Source organism: Acinetobacter baylyi DSM 14961 = CIP 107474 (genome assembly GCF_000368685.1).
GTDB classification, from domain to species: domain Bacteria; phylum Pseudomonadota; class Gammaproteobacteria; order Pseudomonadales; family Moraxellaceae; genus Acinetobacter; species Acinetobacter baylyi.
Genome location: NZ_KB849628.1, coordinates 970,102 through 986,892, shown reverse-complemented (window position 1 = coordinate 986,892; position 16,791 = coordinate 970,102). Strand labels below are relative to the sequence as shown.

The 16,791-nt window shown below is 41.2% G+C and carries 13 protein-coding genes; 11 read left to right on the top strand and 2 right to left on the bottom strand.

The features are described 5' to 3' along the window. Positions 1–12 precede the first annotated feature (12 nt). From tssM to F952_RS13905, 11 genes are all read left to right on the top strand, one after another. Positions 13–3,834, top strand: coding sequence for a type VI secretion system membrane subunit TssM (gene tssM, locus F952_RS13955; protein ID WP_004928993.1), 3,822 nt, complete (start codon positions 13–15; stop codon positions 3,832–3,834). Between the two features lie 40 nt (positions 3,835–3,874). Next, on the top strand, positions 3,875–4,834 hold the full coding sequence (gene tagF / locus F952_RS13950; protein WP_004928987.1) for a type VI secretion system-associated protein TagF: 960 nt from the start codon (positions 3,875–3,877) through the stop codon (positions 4,832–4,834). A gap of 2 nt (positions 4,835–4,836) precedes the next feature. Then, positions 4,837–5,601 (top strand): OmpA family protein, encoded by a 765-nt coding sequence (locus F952_RS13945; protein ID WP_004928979.1) that lies wholly within the window; start codon positions 4,837–4,839, stop codon positions 5,599–5,601. Between the two features lie 29 nt (positions 5,602–5,630). Further along, on the top strand, positions 5,631–5,897 hold the full coding sequence (locus F952_RS13940) for a PAAR domain-containing protein (protein ID WP_004928977.1): 267 nt from the start codon (positions 5,631–5,633) through the stop codon (positions 5,895–5,897). 225 nt (positions 5,898–6,122) lie between these two features. Then, complete coding sequence (locus F952_RS13935) at positions 6,123–7,397, top strand: Glu/Leu/Phe/Val family dehydrogenase (protein WP_171056930.1); 1,275 nt, start codon at positions 6,123–6,125, stop codon at positions 7,395–7,397. Between the two features lie 256 nt (positions 7,398–7,653). Continuing rightward, positions 7,654–8,655 (top strand): AraC family transcriptional regulator, encoded by a 1,002-nt coding sequence (locus tag F952_RS17260; protein WP_004928972.1) that lies wholly within the window; start codon positions 7,654–7,656, stop codon positions 8,653–8,655. Positions 8,656–8,934: 279 nt separating this feature from the next. Beyond that, positions 8,935–10,182: a dienelactone hydrolase family protein gene (locus tag F952_RS13925; RefSeq protein ID WP_004928970.1), complete on the top strand. Its 1,248-nt coding sequence runs from the start codon at positions 8,935–8,937 to the stop codon at positions 10,180–10,182. Between the two features lie 29 nt (positions 10,183–10,211). Further along, positions 10,212–11,003 (top strand): SDR family oxidoreductase, encoded by a 792-nt coding sequence (locus F952_RS13920; RefSeq protein WP_004928967.1) that lies wholly within the window; start codon positions 10,212–10,214, stop codon positions 11,001–11,003. A 54-nt stretch (positions 11,004–11,057) separates the two neighbouring features. Further along, a complete protein-coding gene (locus F952_RS13915; protein ID WP_004928964.1) occupies positions 11,058–12,296 on the top strand; it encodes a styrene monooxygenase/indole monooxygenase family protein in 1,239 nt (412 codons plus the stop codon). 28 nt (positions 12,297–12,324) lie between these two features. Continuing rightward, complete coding sequence (locus tag F952_RS13910; RefSeq protein WP_004928961.1) at positions 12,325–12,861, top strand: flavin reductase family protein; 537 nt, start codon at positions 12,325–12,327, stop codon at positions 12,859–12,861. Positions 12,862–12,911: 50 nt separating this feature from the next. Beyond that, positions 12,912–13,859: a SphA family protein gene (locus tag F952_RS13905; RefSeq protein WP_004928957.1), complete on the top strand. Its 948-nt coding sequence runs from the start codon at positions 12,912–12,914 to the stop codon at positions 13,857–13,859. 267 nt (positions 13,860–14,126) lie between these two features. On the opposite strand, the gene F952_RS13900 is transcribed toward F952_RS13905, so the two are convergent. After that, positions 14,127–15,185, bottom strand: a complete 1,059-nt coding sequence (locus F952_RS13900; protein WP_004928955.1) for an AraC family transcriptional regulator — start codon at positions 15,183–15,185, stop codon at positions 14,127–14,129. 567 nt (positions 15,186–15,752) lie between these two features. After that, positions 15,753–16,790 carry an anthranilate 1,2-dioxygenase electron transfer component AntC gene (gene antC / locus F952_RS13895; RefSeq protein ID WP_171056929.1) on the bottom strand — a complete coding sequence of 346 codons (1,038 nt, stop codon included), beginning with the start codon at positions 16,788–16,790 and terminating at the stop codon, positions 15,753–15,755. Position 16,791: the final 1 nt, after the last annotated feature.

Sequence of the window (16,791 nt, the reverse complement as noted above, 5' to 3'; positions counted from 1 at the left end):
AACGAGAAACCGATGTATACAATTTTAGGCTACTTGTGGCAGTACATCACCAATCCTAAAGCAATCATTGCATTGTCGTTGCTGGTTGCGCTGATTTCAGCATACTCGTCTATTCCTCGACATATTTTCTGGATATTGGTGGCATTATATCTGTTGGGGATTTTAGCCTATGGTATTTATTGGCTCATTCAGCGACGTCGTCATGCACAGCAAGGTGAGCAACTTGCACAAGCCATAGAAAAAGATATTGAAGTAGAAAGTGGACTTCATAAAAATAAAGAAGAGCTCAGTTTAATCCAGCAGCAAATGAAAGAATCTGTGCAGCTCATCCGTAAATCTCGTCTTGGAGATAAAAAGGGCAATGCTGCACTTTACGAATTGCCTTGGTATATGGTGATTGGAAATCCAGCGGCAGGAAAAAGCTCTGCAATCTACAATTCGGGCTTAAAGTTTCCATTTGAAGAAAGTCATCAAAAAATGGTTTCTGCTGGGTTAAGTGGTACGCGTAACTGTGACTGGTTTTTTTCAACAGATGGTGTATTGCTGGATACCGCAGGTCGATATTCTGTTTACTCAGAAGATCATTCTGAATGGCTCGGATTCTTGAACTTACTCAAAAAGAATCGACCAAAAGCACCTGTGAATGGTTTGATTGTTATTGTGAGCATCGCGGAATTGATTAGTCAAAGTCCAGAAAGCTCCTTAAAACTTGCCAAAAATCTGCGCGCCCGTATTCAGGATCTCACTGAAAAACTGGAAGTGATTGTTCCTGTGTATTTGGTATTCTCCAAAATGGACTTGATTGCAGGCTTTACCGAGTTTTTCGAATGCTACGAAGCACAAGAATACAATCAGGCATGGGGAGCCACCTTGCCTTATGAGCAAAATTCCTCGCAAAATGCCGTCGATTTATTTGAGCAACATTACACGATTTTGTATGAAGGGCTTAAAGGGGTTAGTACAACGCATTTGAGTCGTCGCCATGCTCAAAATATTTCTCCAAGTGTCATGACCTTTCCGCTAGAGTTTAAAACGCTTAAACCAGCATTAAGAAGTTTTGTTTCAACATTATTTGAAGATAATCCTTATCAGTTCCAGCCTGTATTTAGAGGATTTTATTTCACGAGTGCATTACAAGAAGGGATTGTTGAAAGTCCAATGACTGAGCAGATTGCTCAGGAGTTTCATCTACATCCGATTGAAAATTCTGATCAGCAAAACCAGCATAGGGCACACGGACAAAATCATGGCTATTTTCTCAAAGGACTGTTTTCTGATGTCATCTTAAAAGATAAGGAGTTGGTGAAACAACATATCAATCCTGCCAAAAAACGCAAGCGTCATATTGCCTTTATTGGATCGTTGGTAGGGGTATCCATCATTTTAGGTGTTTGGGTTTGGTCGTATCGTAATAACCAACAACTGATTCAAGATGTTCAAGCCGATTTGAATAAAGTGGTACAACTGGAAAAAGTTTCTGGTCAACAATTATCAACACAGCTTGATGCCTTGCTTATTTTACAAGAGCGCTTACAACAGTTAGATGAATTTGATGAACATCGACCACTTAAATTCAGCTTTGGTCTTTATCAGGGCAATCACTTACGTGAACAACTCAAGACTGAATATCTTAAGGGTATCCGTCAAATTGTGTTAACACCAACCCAGCAAAATATTGCCCAATACTTGCAACGGGTAAAAGGAAATGAAGAAACACTCAAGGCCAATCATTCTAATGTTGAAATTAAGCAAGTTGCCAAGACCCAGCAATATCTAGAGCCATCTGATAGTAATCCTCAGGACGCTTATAATGCCCTGAAGGCTTATTTGATGATGAGCAATCCGCAATATCGTGAATCGAGTCATTTAAGCGATCAGGTGACACGCTTCTGGCGTTCATGGCTGGATGCCAATAAAGGACAAATGCCACGTGGTGAAATGATTCAAAAAGCAGAGCAGATTTTATCTTATGCGATGACTTTATCATCTGATACCCAATTTCCTGTTTTGCAGGCAGATAGCCAACTGGTAGATCAAACCCGACAAGTTTTATTGTCGGTGATTCGTGGCATGCCAGCACGAGACCGTGTTTATAATGAAATTAAAATGCGTGCTGCGGTCAGATATCCAGCCGTAACGGTCACCCAAATTGTTGGAGAGTCGAGTAAAGGAATCATTCTGGGAAGTTATGCTTTACCAGGCATGTTCACGCACAAGGCATGGACAGATTATGTCGATCAGGCTATTGAAGATGCAGCAAATAAACCAACCGATAGCAAGGATTGGGTACTCAATAGCCGTCAGTCAGATGATTTAACCTTTTCTGGTAGTCCAGATCAGATTCGCAAACAATTAACAGCACTCTATAAACAGGAATATATTGAAGAATGGCGCAAGTTCTTAAATGGTATTCATTATGCCAAAGCTGCTCAGTTTGCCCAGCAGGTTAAAAATATTGATGCATTGGGAGAGCCTCAAAACTCACCAATTCGAACCTTGCTTGATCGTGTCGCAATAGAAACCAACTGGGACAACCCTGTTGTTCAAGCAGAACTTGCAGCACCTCAAAAAGGTTTTGTCGCTTGGTTTAAGCGTAAAGTTCTCAATCGGGATGATCAGAAGCTCAAGCAACAAGCGATGGCCAAAGCTCAGGGACAAATTTCGCAACAGTATCAAATGTTTTATCAGTTGGTACGCAAGCGTGATGACCAGCAAAACAAGTCCTTGCTGGATGAATATATGGAAAGTCTGGCACAAGTACGAAGTAAATTTAATGAATTGAAAAATGCAGGTGAAATTGGTCCGAGCGCAATGGCACTGGTGAAACAGACTATTAATGATCAGAATTCGGTGTTTAATACAACACAGAAAATTATTGATGAAAAAATGTCTGTGGGAGTAGGTGAGTTGGATCAGCAATTATTGCAGCGTTTTCTTGGCGCTCCGCTGACTCAGTCATTTGATAGCCTTATCATTCCTGCTCAAGATGAAATGAATAAGCTGTGGGTGATGCAGGCTTATCAACCATTTACGACCAATTTAAGCCAAAAGTATCCATTTAATTCTTCTGCGAGTTTGCAAGCGACCAGCGCCGAAATTGGACAAATTTTTGGTGAGAATGGCAGTATTGCCCGATTTGTAAAAGAAAATCTTGATCCTTTGGTGATTCGTCGTGGTTATACCTTAACCTCTAAAACATGGAAAGATCTGGGAATTAGTTTAAATCCACAATTTGTAATGAACTTTCAGCGTTATGTCGCACCAACCAATGGTATGGCAACGGGAGAGTTAAATCAGGCACCAGCAGCTGCACCTGCGGCCAATCAATCCAATTTCCAGTTTTATCCATTACAAAATCCGCAGTTACTTTCATATTCCATCGATATTGATGGACAGCGTATGACCTATGAAAACGGCATTCAGCAATGGGTAAATTTTGTCTGGCCAAATCAGGGTGCAATTCCTGGTGCACGAATCACGGCAGTAGATTTACAAGGCAAAACACATACGATATTTGATGAGCCAGGTGAATACGGAATTAACCGTTTGATTGATAGTGCTCAACGTAAAGAACAAAATGGCAGCTTTGAGATGATCTGGAAAAGCAAGGCGGATCCGAATCTATTTGTCAAAGTCAATTTCCGTCTGATTAGTGGTAACCATTCAGGCAATATTGGATCAAGTCGTGGTTATGCAGGTTTACAACTGGTGGATAAGGTCACTACCACTAAAGCCGTACGTGTGGTTGCTGCACAACCAGCACCAGCATCATCTGTGGGTCAGGCGCAGAATCAGCCAGCAGTGACAACACCGCCACCTGTGGGAGAGCGCTAATGTTTTGGAATGAAGATCTAAAAATAGTAGGGGGGGTGATGTGCAACAGATAAATACAACGCCTTTATACTATGGAAAAAGTCCAGCCAGAGGTGATTTTCTCAAAAGCAAAGGGCAGCATACGCTGATTCAACTGATTGATCAGTGGATTACCGAAGCTTTAGAACATGCAATGCAAAAAGATCAGTTTCGGGAAGCTTATGCAAGCTTTCCAGCATTGGACTTTTTTATTGCAAATCCTCAGGAGAAGATGTTTCTCGCTGCAAATTTAATTACCAGTCGAGATAGTTCAGGGCGACCATTTCCTATGGTGCTTGGACACTTACTGGATGTCGAGCAGCCTTATGAAAACATGCTGTTTGCACCTTATCGTTATAAAATGGTGCTGGTCGATTTATATCAAAAAAATAAGGTTCTTAAAACCATTCAGGAACCTTCTATTCTGTTAGAAAAGCTCAATCATTTATCGCCGCAGGTTCAAGTTTTTACCACGACTGAATCTAGCAGTTTTTATGAAAATCATACAATGCATTCATTTGCACAACTAATGAAACTGAATGTCTATCAGCTGGTACAAAGTATGATTGGGCTGGGTTTATTGTTACAACCAATTTTGAAAAATGGTACCAGTCAGCTCAATAAGGTTCTGATTTTACCGCTCAATAATCCGATGTATTGTTATGAAATTGCTGCATTTTGGGTCAGTCTGATTGGACGTTTTCTGCAAAAAGACAATACAGAAGTTTTGATTGGATTATTACACAGAGAGCAACCCGTATTATTGTTTGGTTTTCAAGGTGCAGACATTGTGGCTTTGAGTGATTTGTTCATACAAAATATGCAAGGCTCACACTGGGTTTCATTGGTCGATGCACAGTGGATTGATACCTATTTAGAACAGAATGCAGGGTTGGCAACTCTGGAGCAATCTTTATGTCAAAGACAACTGAGTCTGTTACAGGGATTGAAACTTTTTCGGCAAACTTTTTTAGACGAATAATTATGAAAACTAGACATGCGACACAATTAAAATTATGCATATTCGTAAGTGGTTGGTTATCACTGACATCTGTATTTGCTCAGCCGATCATTGTTGAGGGGGTGGTTCCAAATGAAGCATCCAAACAAGCGATTCTACAAAAAATGCAGGCGGTATATGGTGCAGACCAAGTCGTTGATAAAGTACAGGTGCGTCCTGTATCTGCACCTTATGGCTGGAGTGACTCTGTAACGCAAGTGATTAGTCCTGATTTGAAAAAAGTCAAACAAGGCAAACTTACGGTACGTGGAACACAAGTTGAATTAACTGGAAAAATGAGTAATCCGAATGATATTCAACCGACTATCAGTCAATTTCAGTCACTGGTTCAGCCTCCTTATCGCTTTAATTCTCAGCTTACAATCAATCAGGCTGAACAAAAGATTGTTGATGATGCACTAAAAAATCGGATTATTGAGTTTGAATCTGGTAGCGCAATTCTCACTGCATCAGGCCAGCAGATCCTGGATGAAATGGCAGCCGCTTTGAAGAAAGTGGGGGGCAAGAAAGTTAAAATCATTGGGCATACTGACAGTTCAGGAGATGCCTCGAAAAACTTGGTACTCAGCCAGGAACGTGCAGTGGCTGTAAAAAATTATCTGATCACTAAAAATATATCTTCAGATAATCTAAGCACGGAAGGTGTAGGTTCAAATAAGCCTGTTGCAGACAATACAACAGCAGAAGGGCGCCGTAAAAATCGACGAATCGAATTTGAAGTCCTATAAAACGGTTTTAAATCAGATAAGGAAACCTTATGTCCCGTCCATATATTACCATTGGATCACCCACTACAGGCGGTGGTAAAGTCATTACTGCCAATCGTCGTTTTCTGATTAATGGCAAAGCGATTGCATGTGTTGGAGATAAAGCCACGTGTCCAACACACAAGACTGTCGCAACGATTATTGCTGGCGATAATCATATGCTGGTGATGGGGAAAGCTGCCGCGCAACACAATTCACCTTTGTCATGTGGATGTAAATGCATTGCTGATCAGTCGTTAACTGTCGGGAATAACTAGAAAGTATTGAATACGTCAATGAAAAGTAAAATTTTTGAGCGTATTGGTGTGGAATAGAAGATAAAGTTTATTTCATTTGACTTAAAAATGACAAATTTATAAGATCAAAGTGATTCTACATACTTATGATTATATTAAAAAATAATAAATCAATCGTTTGTGTCTATGATCGAAAAATTAAGTTTTTTTAAACTTATTGAATGAATAAATAATATATAGGAAATAATTATGTCACTTTCATATGAAATAGAAAATAATGGTGCATGGCAAACCTATTTGGCGCAGGTAGATCGTGTTGCACCTTATCTTGAAGCAGATCTCATTCCTTATATTAATACCTTAAAGCGACCAAAAAGAGCGTTGATTGTTGATGTTCCGATTGTGATGGATGATGGGGCGATCCAGCATTTTGAGGGTTACCGAGTCCAACATAATTTGTCTCGTGGTCCAGGCAAAGGCGGGATTCGCTATCATCCAGATGTTGAGCTCAACGAAGTGATGGCGCTCTCGGCATGGATGACGATCAAGACAGCAGTTTTAAATTTACCTTATGGCGGGGCAAAAGGAGGGATTCGAGTTGATCCTAAAAAGCTATCAGCCCGAGAGCTGGAACGTTTAACCCGTCGTTTTACCAGTGAAATTAGCCCGATTATTGGCCCACAGAATGATATTCCTGCACCAGATGTAGGAACCAATGCCGATATCATGGGCTGGATGATGGATACCTATTCAAGTATCAAAGGCCATACGGTTACAGGTGTGGTCACTGGTAAACCTGTCCATTTGGGAGGTTCCCTCGGGCGAGTACGCGCGACGGGTCGTGGTGTGTTTGTCACTGGACTTGAAGTCGCGAAAAAGATTAATTTGTCTATCGAAAATAGCCGTGTGGCTGTACAAGGCTTTGGTAATGTAGGTAGTGAAGCTGCTTATCTGTTTAATAAAGCGAATGCCAAAGTGGTCTGTGCACAGGATCATACAGGGACAATCTTTAATGATGACGGATTGGATGTTAAAAGTTTACAAGAGCATGTGGCACAAACAGGTGGTGTTGCAGGCTTTCCAGATTCAAGCAAAATAGAGGATGCTGAATTCTGGAATGTCGAGATGGATATTCTGGTTCCTGCTGCACTTGAAGGTCAAATCACAGCCGAACGTGCACAAACGCTGAAAGCAAAACTAGTGTTAGAAGGTGCAAATGGTCCAACGTATCCAGATGCAGATGATGTGTTGGGGCAGCGAAATATCATTGTAGTTCCTGATGTATTATGTAATGCAGGTGGTGTCACCGTCAGTTATTTTGAATGGGTACAGGATATGTCAAGTTATTTCTGGACTGAGGACGAAATTAATGCACGTTTGGATAAATTAATGATTCAGGCTGTGGATGATGTCTGGAAAAAAGCCCAAGAAAAATCTTGTACGATGCGTACAGCCGCTTATATTCTGGCCTGTGAGCGCATTTTAAAAGCACGTAAGGAACGTGGTATCTTTCCTGGTTAATAGCTTTAGCCAGAGCAGTTTATCATCAGAGACAAAAATAGAGTGTGATGACAGTGTATCAAGAATAGTACTAAATACGCTGTCATTTCTATCGGTTCAAATTTTTTGAATCAGGAGCTATACTAACAAAAAACAAGACTGCGTTGAAGTCGTGTTGGACATTGAGGTTAAGGAAAACCGTTGGGCTTTTACATGTGTAATTCTATGGCATATGAATTGCTTGAAAACAATTAAAGTATAGCTAGGTGAAAAAGGTATGTTATCACTCAGCCAAGAGATGGATTTGAATCATTATTCGAGTCAGGCAGATTTTGCACATCATCTAATGTCTAGCATTTGTGGTGAACATCGGCTTGAAACAAGCTGCCGAGACAAATTAGATTTTCATTATGAAGGTATTCGTCTGCCACATAAGCGTTTGGCCATGGGCAAAATTAGCTATGGCGCCCATGTATGTATCAATACCTCCAACTTACGTGCTTATAGCATTAGTCTGCCAGTTCAAGGCAAACAGGTTCTAAATGTGCGCGGCGCTGAATATATTTCTAACTGTGACAAAGGATTAATCCTCTCAAATAATGAATTACAAGACTTGGTTATTGATAAAGATTGTATTAAATATCAGGTTGTGATTCCTGAACATAGTATGCAACAAGTACTTGGTGAGCTTTTACATCAGCCGCTTGATTATCCCGTTCTTTTTAATCCAGAAATGAATTTGAATGTGGATAGTTCGCTCTTTGTCTGGTGGAAAAATATTGACAATTTTTTGAACTTGCGTGCCCAATTTAAGGGCGTACAGGGAATGCAGCTCTGGTCTGAAGATTATGAAAATTTTTTGATTAAAGCTTTACTACTGTCACAAGAGAATAATTATTCTGGCATGCTTCGTGCCTTATGCAATCAATATGAGCCAGAATATCTGCGTAAAATATGTGAATTTATCCGGCAACATGCGCATGAAAATATTTGTGCAGATGATTTACATCGTATCGCTGGCGTCTCGAAAACTAAATTATACCAAGAATTTCAACATTATTATGGAACCAGTCCTTTAGCGTTCTTACGTAAATATCGTTTGCAACAAATATATAAAATTCTAAAGAGTTCATCCAATAAAAAATTATCAATTTCTAAATTGGCTTATGACTGGGGCTTTAATCATTTAGGACGCTTTTCTCAAGAGTATCGTGATGAGTTTGGAGAAACTCCAACTGAAACTAAACATAAAATCAAATGGGAAAATACTAACAATTAAGCTCAATTGTTAAGTGCTAAAACCAGCCGTCGTTAGAATCTAAAAATAGTTAAAGCTTTTTAGCCAGAAATCTCTATTCTTTGAGCCCATATTATCATCCAGATTTTCCGTGTGATTTCACTTTTATGTCATAACAACAAAAAAATTTACTCTAGAAAGTTTTTTTTCATTTTGAAGAAACATTTCGCAGAAGCTGGATAATCCTCGCAGATTTTGGACAGACGCTAGTCACCTTTCACAGACATGATAACTGCAAGAGTTAGGTCTGGAGTGGGTGAAATGGCAGGTCAATATATTGAAGTAAAAACACAAACAGGGACGTCATTTGTTGCTTATCTAGCAGTTGCAGAAGGTGGACGAGGTCCTGGAATTGTACTGTGTCAGGAGATTTTTGGTGTTAACGCTGCCATGCGCGCCAAAGCAGATTTTCTGGCAGAAGAAGGTTATACCGTTATTGTGCCAGATTTGTTCTGGCGTACTGCACCGCGCATTGAGCTAGGTTATACCGAGCAGGACTTTCAAAAAGCGTTTGAGCTATATCAAAATTTTGATGAAAACTTGGGTGTAGAGGATATTCGAGAGACCTTGAACTATTTAAAAACACTTGCAAGCTGTGATGCCGATGCTGGCCTGGGGGTGGTGGGATATTGTCTGGGCGGTAAGCTGGCTTATCTGGCAGGCTGTCGTATTCCTGAGGTGGCTTGTGCCGTCGGTTACTATGGTGTAGGAATCGAAAAGGCCCTAGATGAACTTGCAAATGTTAAAGGCCGTATGGTGTTACATATTGCAGAACTGGATAAATTTACCCCACCAGAAGCACGTCAACAGATTTTGGATGCTGCCGCACAATACAACAATGTCAATGCTTATGTTTACGAAGGCGTAGATCATGCCTTTGCCCGTCCAAATAGCGAGCATTATCACAAGCCATCTGCACGTTTTGCCCATGAACGCAGTGTCACTGCACTGCATCAAACCATTGGGCCTGTTTATGATTTAGTTGCTTTATGGGAAGAGCACATCCGTCACGAATTTGATACGCGTGATGTGCCTGCCACGATGGCGACCATGGTTGCCGAGCCCTATGTCAATCATATTCCAACACTTACGGGTGGTGTTGGTTATAGCCAGCTTGCGCGTTTCTATCAATATCATTTTGTGCATCAGAACCCTCAAGATATGAAGATTACGTCGATCTCACGTACCGTCGGTTCAACGCAGGTGGTCGATGAATTCATTATGAGCTTTACCCATGACAGTGAGATTGACTGGTTGCTTCCTGGAGTTACACCGACAGGTAAATATGTTGAAATCCCGATGCTAGGCGTCATTCAGTTCCGTGGTCCAAAGCTTTGTCATGAACATATTTATTGGGATCAGGCTTCTGTTCTGGTCCAGATCGGATTGTTAAATCCTCAAGGTCTACCTGTTGCTGGTATTGAAACTGCCCAAAAACTGCTGGATGAGGAAATGCCATCCAATACTTTAATGCCGTCTTGGTCGAGCAGCGAAGGCAAATCGATTTAACGATTGAAAGGAATCATCAGGAGCAAGAGATGAATATTGAATTGAATCAAAAAATTGCCGTGGTGAGTGGTGGTGCGACACTGATTGGTCAGGCAGTGGTACAAGCATTGGTCAATGCGGGTGCAAAAGTTGTGATTCTGGATATTGCCGAGCAGGGGCAACAGGTCGCTGATGCCATGAACGGGCAGGCACAATTTATTCAAACCGATTTAAGCAGTGATGTCGCGATTGCCCGTGCAGTCAAGACTATTCATGAAACATTTGGAAAAGTCGATTACTTGGTCAATCTGGCCTGTACCTATCTGGATGATGGTTTTAAGTCTTCACGTGGCGATTGGTTACAGGCACTGGATGTCAATCTGGTGTCGGCGGTCGAATTGACCCGTGCTTTTTATCAAGATTTAAAAATTAATCAGGGGGCGATTGTGAATTTCACATCCATCTCTGCCAAATTTGCACAAACAGGCCGTTGGTTGTATCCCGTTTCAAAAGCGGCAATGCGCCAATTGACTCAATCCATGGCGATGGATTTTGCAGCTGATGGTATCCGTGTGAATTCGGTATCGCCAGGCTGGACATGGTCACGTGTCATTGCAGAAGTGAGTGGCAATAATCGAGCTAAGGCAGACGCTGTGGCAGCTGATTATCACTTGCTTGGACGCTTGGGCAATCCTGAAGAAGTCGCCAATGTTGTTTTATTTTTACTTTCACCCGCCGCAAGTTTTGTGACAGGTGCTGATTATGCCGTCGATGGAGGCTACTCCGTCATGGGGCCAGAAGGGAATCAACCTGCTATTCCACGCTTAAGTAATGAAGCGTAATAGCAAATCAATGTTTAAACCTTAAATGATTTAAAAAAATGTGGGAGAACCATGATGCGTCGTATAGCAATTGTTGGAGCGGGTCAGTCTGGATTACAGCTCGGTTTAAGCCTGTTAGACACAGGTTATGATGTCACAATTGTGACCAACCGTACCGCAGACCAAATTCGTCAGGGTAAGGTCATGTCAAGTCAGTGTATGTTTCATACCGCTTTGCAAACTGAACGTGATGTTGGGCTCAACTTCTGGGAAGAGCAATGTCCCGCTGTTGAAGGAATTGGATTTACCCTGGTTAGTCCAGAGACAGGAAAACCTGCATTTTCGTGGAGTGCACGTCTTGAGCGTTATGCTCAATCGGTGGATCAACGCGTAAAAATGCCTTACTGGATTGAAGAGTTTGAACGTCGCGGTGGCAAACTGATTATTCAGGATGTTGGGATTGATGAACTAGAACAACTGACTACCGAGTATGAACTGGTGTTGCTGGCAGCAGGTAAGGGCGAAGTGGTGAAACAGTTTGTGCGTGATGATGAGCGCAGCACATTCGATAAGCCACAGCGTGCGCTTGCTTTGACTTATGTCACAGGGATGAAACCGATGTCGCCGTATTCACGGGTGACCTTTAATGTGATTCCGGGCGTTGGCGAGTACTTTTGTTTCCCTGCACTCACCGTGACAGGCCCATGCGAAATTATGGTGTTCGAAGGGATTCCAGGTGGGCCAATGGACTGCTGGCAAGATGCCAAAACGCCTGAGCAACATTTGCAAATGAGTAAAGACATTCTCAATACCTATCTGCCTTGGGAAGCTGAGCGTTGTGAAAATATTGAAATCACCGATGCAGGCGGCTATTTGGCTGGACGCTTCCCACCGAGCGTGCGTAAACCGATACTGACGCTACCATCTGGTCGTCAGGTGTTTGGTATGGCAGATGCGCTGGTCGTGAATGATCCGATTACGGGTCAAGGTTCAAACAACGCCGCCAAATGCAGCAAGATTTATTTTGATGCCATTTTAGCGCATGACACGCAGTCTTTTACGCCTGAATGGATGCAACAAACCTTTGAACGTTACTGGTCTTATGCCGAAAAAGTGGTGGCTTGGACCAACAGCTTACTGGTTCCACCTCAGCCACAGATGATTGATGTATTGGCCGCAGCAAGCCAAAACCAAGCCATTGCCTCCACGATTGCCAATAACTTTGATGACCCTCGTAATTTCTCTCCGTGGTGGTTTGATGCAGAGCAGGCACAGCATTTTATCGAATCGAAAAGTTGTCAGAAAGTGGCTTAACACACAAGGAAGGTAAAAGGTGAATGTCATGAATATTAATACATCACATGAGCTCGGTTTAAAGCCGATTGATACAGAAAATCCGAGAGAAATCCGAAATTTACTTGGACAGTTTGCAACTGGCGTAACCGTGATTACCACGCGTGGTCGTGATGGACGAAAAATCGGAATGACCGCCAATTCATTTTCATCATTATCACTTGATCCACCCTTAATTTTGTGGAGTTTGTCAAAAACTGCACCGAGTCTGCCAGACTTTACTGAGGCGGAATATTTCGCGATTCACATGCTGGCTCAAGAGCATCATTCACTTTCTGGACATTTTGCACGGGGTTCAGAAGACAAATTCGCCAGTATTGCACATCGTGAATGTGAACGTGGCCTACCTTTGCTTGAAGATGTACTTGCGACATTGGTGTGTAAAAACATTAACCAATATGAAGGCGGTGATCACCTGATTTTTATCGGTCAGATTGAGCATTATCAACAACGCATCGGTGAGCCATTGGTTTTTCATGCGGGTAAATATCGTATTGCAGCAGAGCATCCAGAGCTCAGTGCATAACTACAATTATCACGATCACTTATGGTCGTGATTTTTTTCGGGGATCGAAGATGAAGAACAATGTGATTAAAAGAGGTTTTCTTGCTGGAACAGTGGTCATGACTGCATGTGCAGCGCAGGCCTATGATTTGCCAACAGTGAATCTGGGTATGACCAGTTTTCTGGATGGTGGTTTACCTGCTGGGCCAGGTTGGTATTCACAAACCTACTTTCAAAATTATGACTCCAATAAATTAATGGACAACCAAGGCAATAAACTGCCTTTGCCTAAAACAGATTTAAACTATCAGGTGATGGTTGAGCAAATCAGCTATATGTCCAATGTACGAGTAGGAGAGCATGCCGCACTGGGGCTGAATTTTCTGGTTCCATTTGTAAGTAAAATGGATATGGACGATGGCCTAAACAATGCAGCAATCAAAGCACAGGGTGGCTTTGGTGATCTGATGATTGGTCCATTTATCCAGTTTGATCCAGTAATGGGAGCAAATGGCCCAAAATTTGTACAGCGTGTTGAGTTTCAGGTCAACTTGCCAACTGGGAAATATGATCGAGAAAAGAATATTAATCCGGGTAATAACGCCGTATCGCTTGATCCCTATTGGGCTGCCACCTATTGGTTTAACCCAAAATGGACAGCTTCAACCCGTATTCATTATTTGTATAATTTTAAAAATGATGACCCGAACTATACTTACGGCACTGCTGATGATTTTCAGGCAGGGCAGGCGATTCATGCCAACTTTGCCACAGATTATGCGGTAACACCCCAATTACGTTTAGGTGTGAATGGCTATTGGCTTAAACAAATTACAGATAATGAAGTCAATGGTGAGAAAGTGAAAGGTGCCCGTGAACAGGTATGGGCAATTGGTCCTGGTGCAATGTACAGTTTTTCAAAAAATGACCATGTGGTTGCCAATGCTTATTTTGAGCAGGACGCCAAGAATCGACCTGAAGGCACACGTTTGCAAGTCCGTTACATTCATCATTTCTAATCAATTGCTATAAGCAATGTTTGACAGTGACTTCCTTTTGCCTATTTAGAGCGTTCTAAATAGGTTTTATTATTGTTTAAATTGAACGAGCGCTTGATCATAATGATCACGACAGATTGCCTATGGTTTAGTGATGAATACGAGAAAAATCTACATAATATAATTAAAAAATTGGGTCTATAGATCATGGGCTTGAGGCAAAACCTCTACTCAAAATAAATTTAGAACAGATGATTTATTTCGATGTCGTCAAATATTTTAGTTTGATTATGAATATGCTCTTAAGCCCATATCCTGATGTTCTATGGTGGCACGGCGCGTGCACGATGGTAATTCACCATAGCGGCGTTTATATTCTTGAGAAAAACGACCAAGATGAGTAAAACCCCATTTGAATGCAACATCAGTGACTGAAACATCCTCGTTACGTAACAATTCAGTATGTGCCTGTTCAAAACGCAATTCTTTGAGATAAGCCATTGGAGTGGTGTTCAAAAAGCTTTTAAATCCTGCAAATAAGGTACGTACACTGACACCAGCATGTTCGGCCAATTGCTCAATGGTGAGCGATGCATGCAGATTTTCACGCATAAACGCTTCGGTGCGTTTGATAAAATAAGGAGAAATTGCTTGTTCTTTGGCCTGTTTAATACGTTCTAATAAAGTATTTTGTTGTCCATAAATCAGCGCATTAAACAGACTGGATTCAAATTGTTTGAAGGCCATTGGATGATGCAACGGATGTTGTTCACAGCCTAAGGCATCGATGAGGGTACGCATCAGTTGTAGGAAGTAGGCTCCGCCCTGAGTCGAAAAATCAAGTTTAGGCTCAAATAAGGGCAAATGATGTGGTGCATCTGGAAGATGCTGACGACAATGCTGTAAAAGATCTTCTTTATCAATTTTGAGAATTAACTGAGGAGAGTTTGCATGCCAGCGCATTTTCAAAGATTGATCGGGAGAAATGAGTGATGCAACTTGTGTATAAGAAATAAATTTTTGCCGATTAATTTCAATTTCGGCATAGCCCTGCATCGGAATCTGGATCAAATAAAATTTTTCTAAGTGATCAGGCTCAATATAAACGTCGGCGCCGTATTCAAGACGACTAATGGATAGTCGACCTGCCTTAAGATGGTGCATAGATGAGTAAAAATCGTTGCGTTGTTGCACAATTTTTAACAGATGTGGCTTAAAGATTTGTCCCACACTTTTGCAGGTTTCGCCTAAGTCCTGATGTTGAAACACCAAGTTTTGTGATGAAAAAATGGAACATTGTTGTAGATGGCGTCCATTTAATTCCATAGCGGGATTGACCTGACTCATACATATTCCTTTTGGCTGGCTTACTGAAAACATCACAACTGTGTCGACCAAATGACCAGATTGAAATGTTGCCAGCAATACTTAAACATTTAAGTGGCTCGCAATGACATAAAGAATTAAGCAAAAAATAGACCAACTAAAGCAGTTGGAATACTATTTTTAAACCTGCTTAGGCATGATCTAAGGCATTAAAAAAAGGGGATGTTTATTTCAGACTAAAGAGAAAAACTTGATCACGCCTTGTGCTCTTTATACGATCTTATTCCTTAAGATCAATGTTTTATATATAGCAAATCTGAGCAAAATGATCAATTTATTTCAGTTATATGGTGTGATTTTAACTGTATGAAATATATTGATTATTTTGATGTAATTGAAAATTTTTTAATAAAATTAAAACAGATAAAATCAAATGGATTGAAAATTAAATAAGAAACGCTAAATGTCAAAAAACGAGCGGAGGAGTTGGTCAGTTATATTTATGTATTACTCAAATAGATGATGAATCAGAGCAAGGTGAGAGAGAATGTCATATCTGATGATATGACATTGCAAGGGAAATGGGCATTAAGTTTTTGCGGTATTACTTTGCAAGAATTTTTCACTATAGATGTGACAATCTGCAATCGCCTGTTCATCTAGCCAGGTTTTAACGGCTTCAATCATGGGTGGTGGACCACAAAGGTACATATCAAAGCTCTGTTCAGACAATTGATTTTTATCCAGATGCTCATGAATAAAGCCTGATTTGCCTTGCCATTGCTCTGATGCTTTAGAGATAATTGGATGGTAACTAAAGTTTTTAATGCGTTCGGCATAGGTAGTTAAGCGTTTTTGTTCACATAGATCTGCTTCGGTATTGACACCATAATATAAGTGAACTGATGGCTGATTCGGTTGTTCAGCAATATTGTCCAGCATGCCTAAAAATGCCGATAAACCTGTACCGCCTGCGATAAACACCAGAGGACGTTCAACTTCGCGCAGATAAAAACTGCCTAAAGGTGCTTCCATTATCAAGGTTTGTCCAACCTGACAACGTTCTCTTAAATAATTACTCATCACGCCATTTGGCAACAGGCGAATCAGAAATTGAAGCTGATTACTGGCATTGGGGCGGTTGGCAAATGAGTATGAACGCCAGTCATCTGTATCAGGAATCTGTAATCGTGCATATTGACCCGGTAAAAAATCGAGCTGTTTGACATGCTGACTGGCATCCAAATGCAAAATAGCTGTCGTTTCCGATACCAGTTCTACACCTGTGACAACGGTTGCAATTTTTAAGGTTTCACCAGCATTACAGATGCTAGAATGATGGTCAAAATAAAATGCTGCATTAGATTTGACGCGGGTTTGACAGGCCAGCATTTTGCGCTTAGCCAGATCACGTTCGCTTAATGCATCTTCATCCACATATTCTTGTTCATAAATCCCAGTTTCGCATGTTCCCTGACAGGTGCCACATACGCCTTCGCGGCAATCTAAAGGTAGATTGATGCCTTGACGAACTGCTGCATCAAGCAGTAATTCATCTTCTTGTACCGCGATAAAAAAGGTTTTACCATCGGCAAAGTTGAGTGCAACAGAATGATTCATGTTGATT

Bases quoted from the DNA above. Each gene is read 5' to 3' on its own strand.
- tssM (WP_004928993.1), top strand. From the start codon at position 13: ATGTATACAATTTTAGGCTACTTGTGGCAGTACATCACCAATCCTAAA.
- F952_RS13945 (WP_004928979.1), top strand. From the start codon at position 4,837: ATGAAAACTAGACATGCGACACAATTAAAATTATGCATATTCGTAAGT.
- F952_RS13940 (WP_004928977.1), top strand. From the start codon at position 5,631: ATGTCCCGTCCATATATTACCATTGGATCACCCACTACAGGCGGTGGT.
- F952_RS17260 (WP_004928972.1), top strand. From the start codon at position 7,654: ATGTTATCACTCAGCCAAGAGATGGATTTGAATCATTATTCGAGTCAG.
- F952_RS13925 (WP_004928970.1), top strand. From the start codon at position 8,935: ATGGCAGGTCAATATATTGAAGTAAAAACACAAACAGGGACGTCATTT.
- F952_RS13920 (WP_004928967.1), top strand. From the start codon at position 10,212: ATGAATATTGAATTGAATCAAAAAATTGCCGTGGTGAGTGGTGGTGCG.
- F952_RS13915 (WP_004928964.1), top strand. From the start codon at position 11,058: ATGCGTCGTATAGCAATTGTTGGAGCGGGTCAGTCTGGATTACAGCTC.
- F952_RS13910 (WP_004928961.1), top strand. From the start codon at position 12,325: ATGAATATTAATACATCACATGAGCTCGGTTTAAAGCCGATTGATACA.
- F952_RS13905 (WP_004928957.1), top strand. From the start codon at position 12,912: ATGAAGAACAATGTGATTAAAAGAGGTTTTCTTGCTGGAACAGTGGTC.
- F952_RS13900 (WP_004928955.1), bottom strand. From the start codon at position 15,185: ATGAGTCAGGTCAATCCCGCTATGGAATTAAATGGACGCCATCTACAA.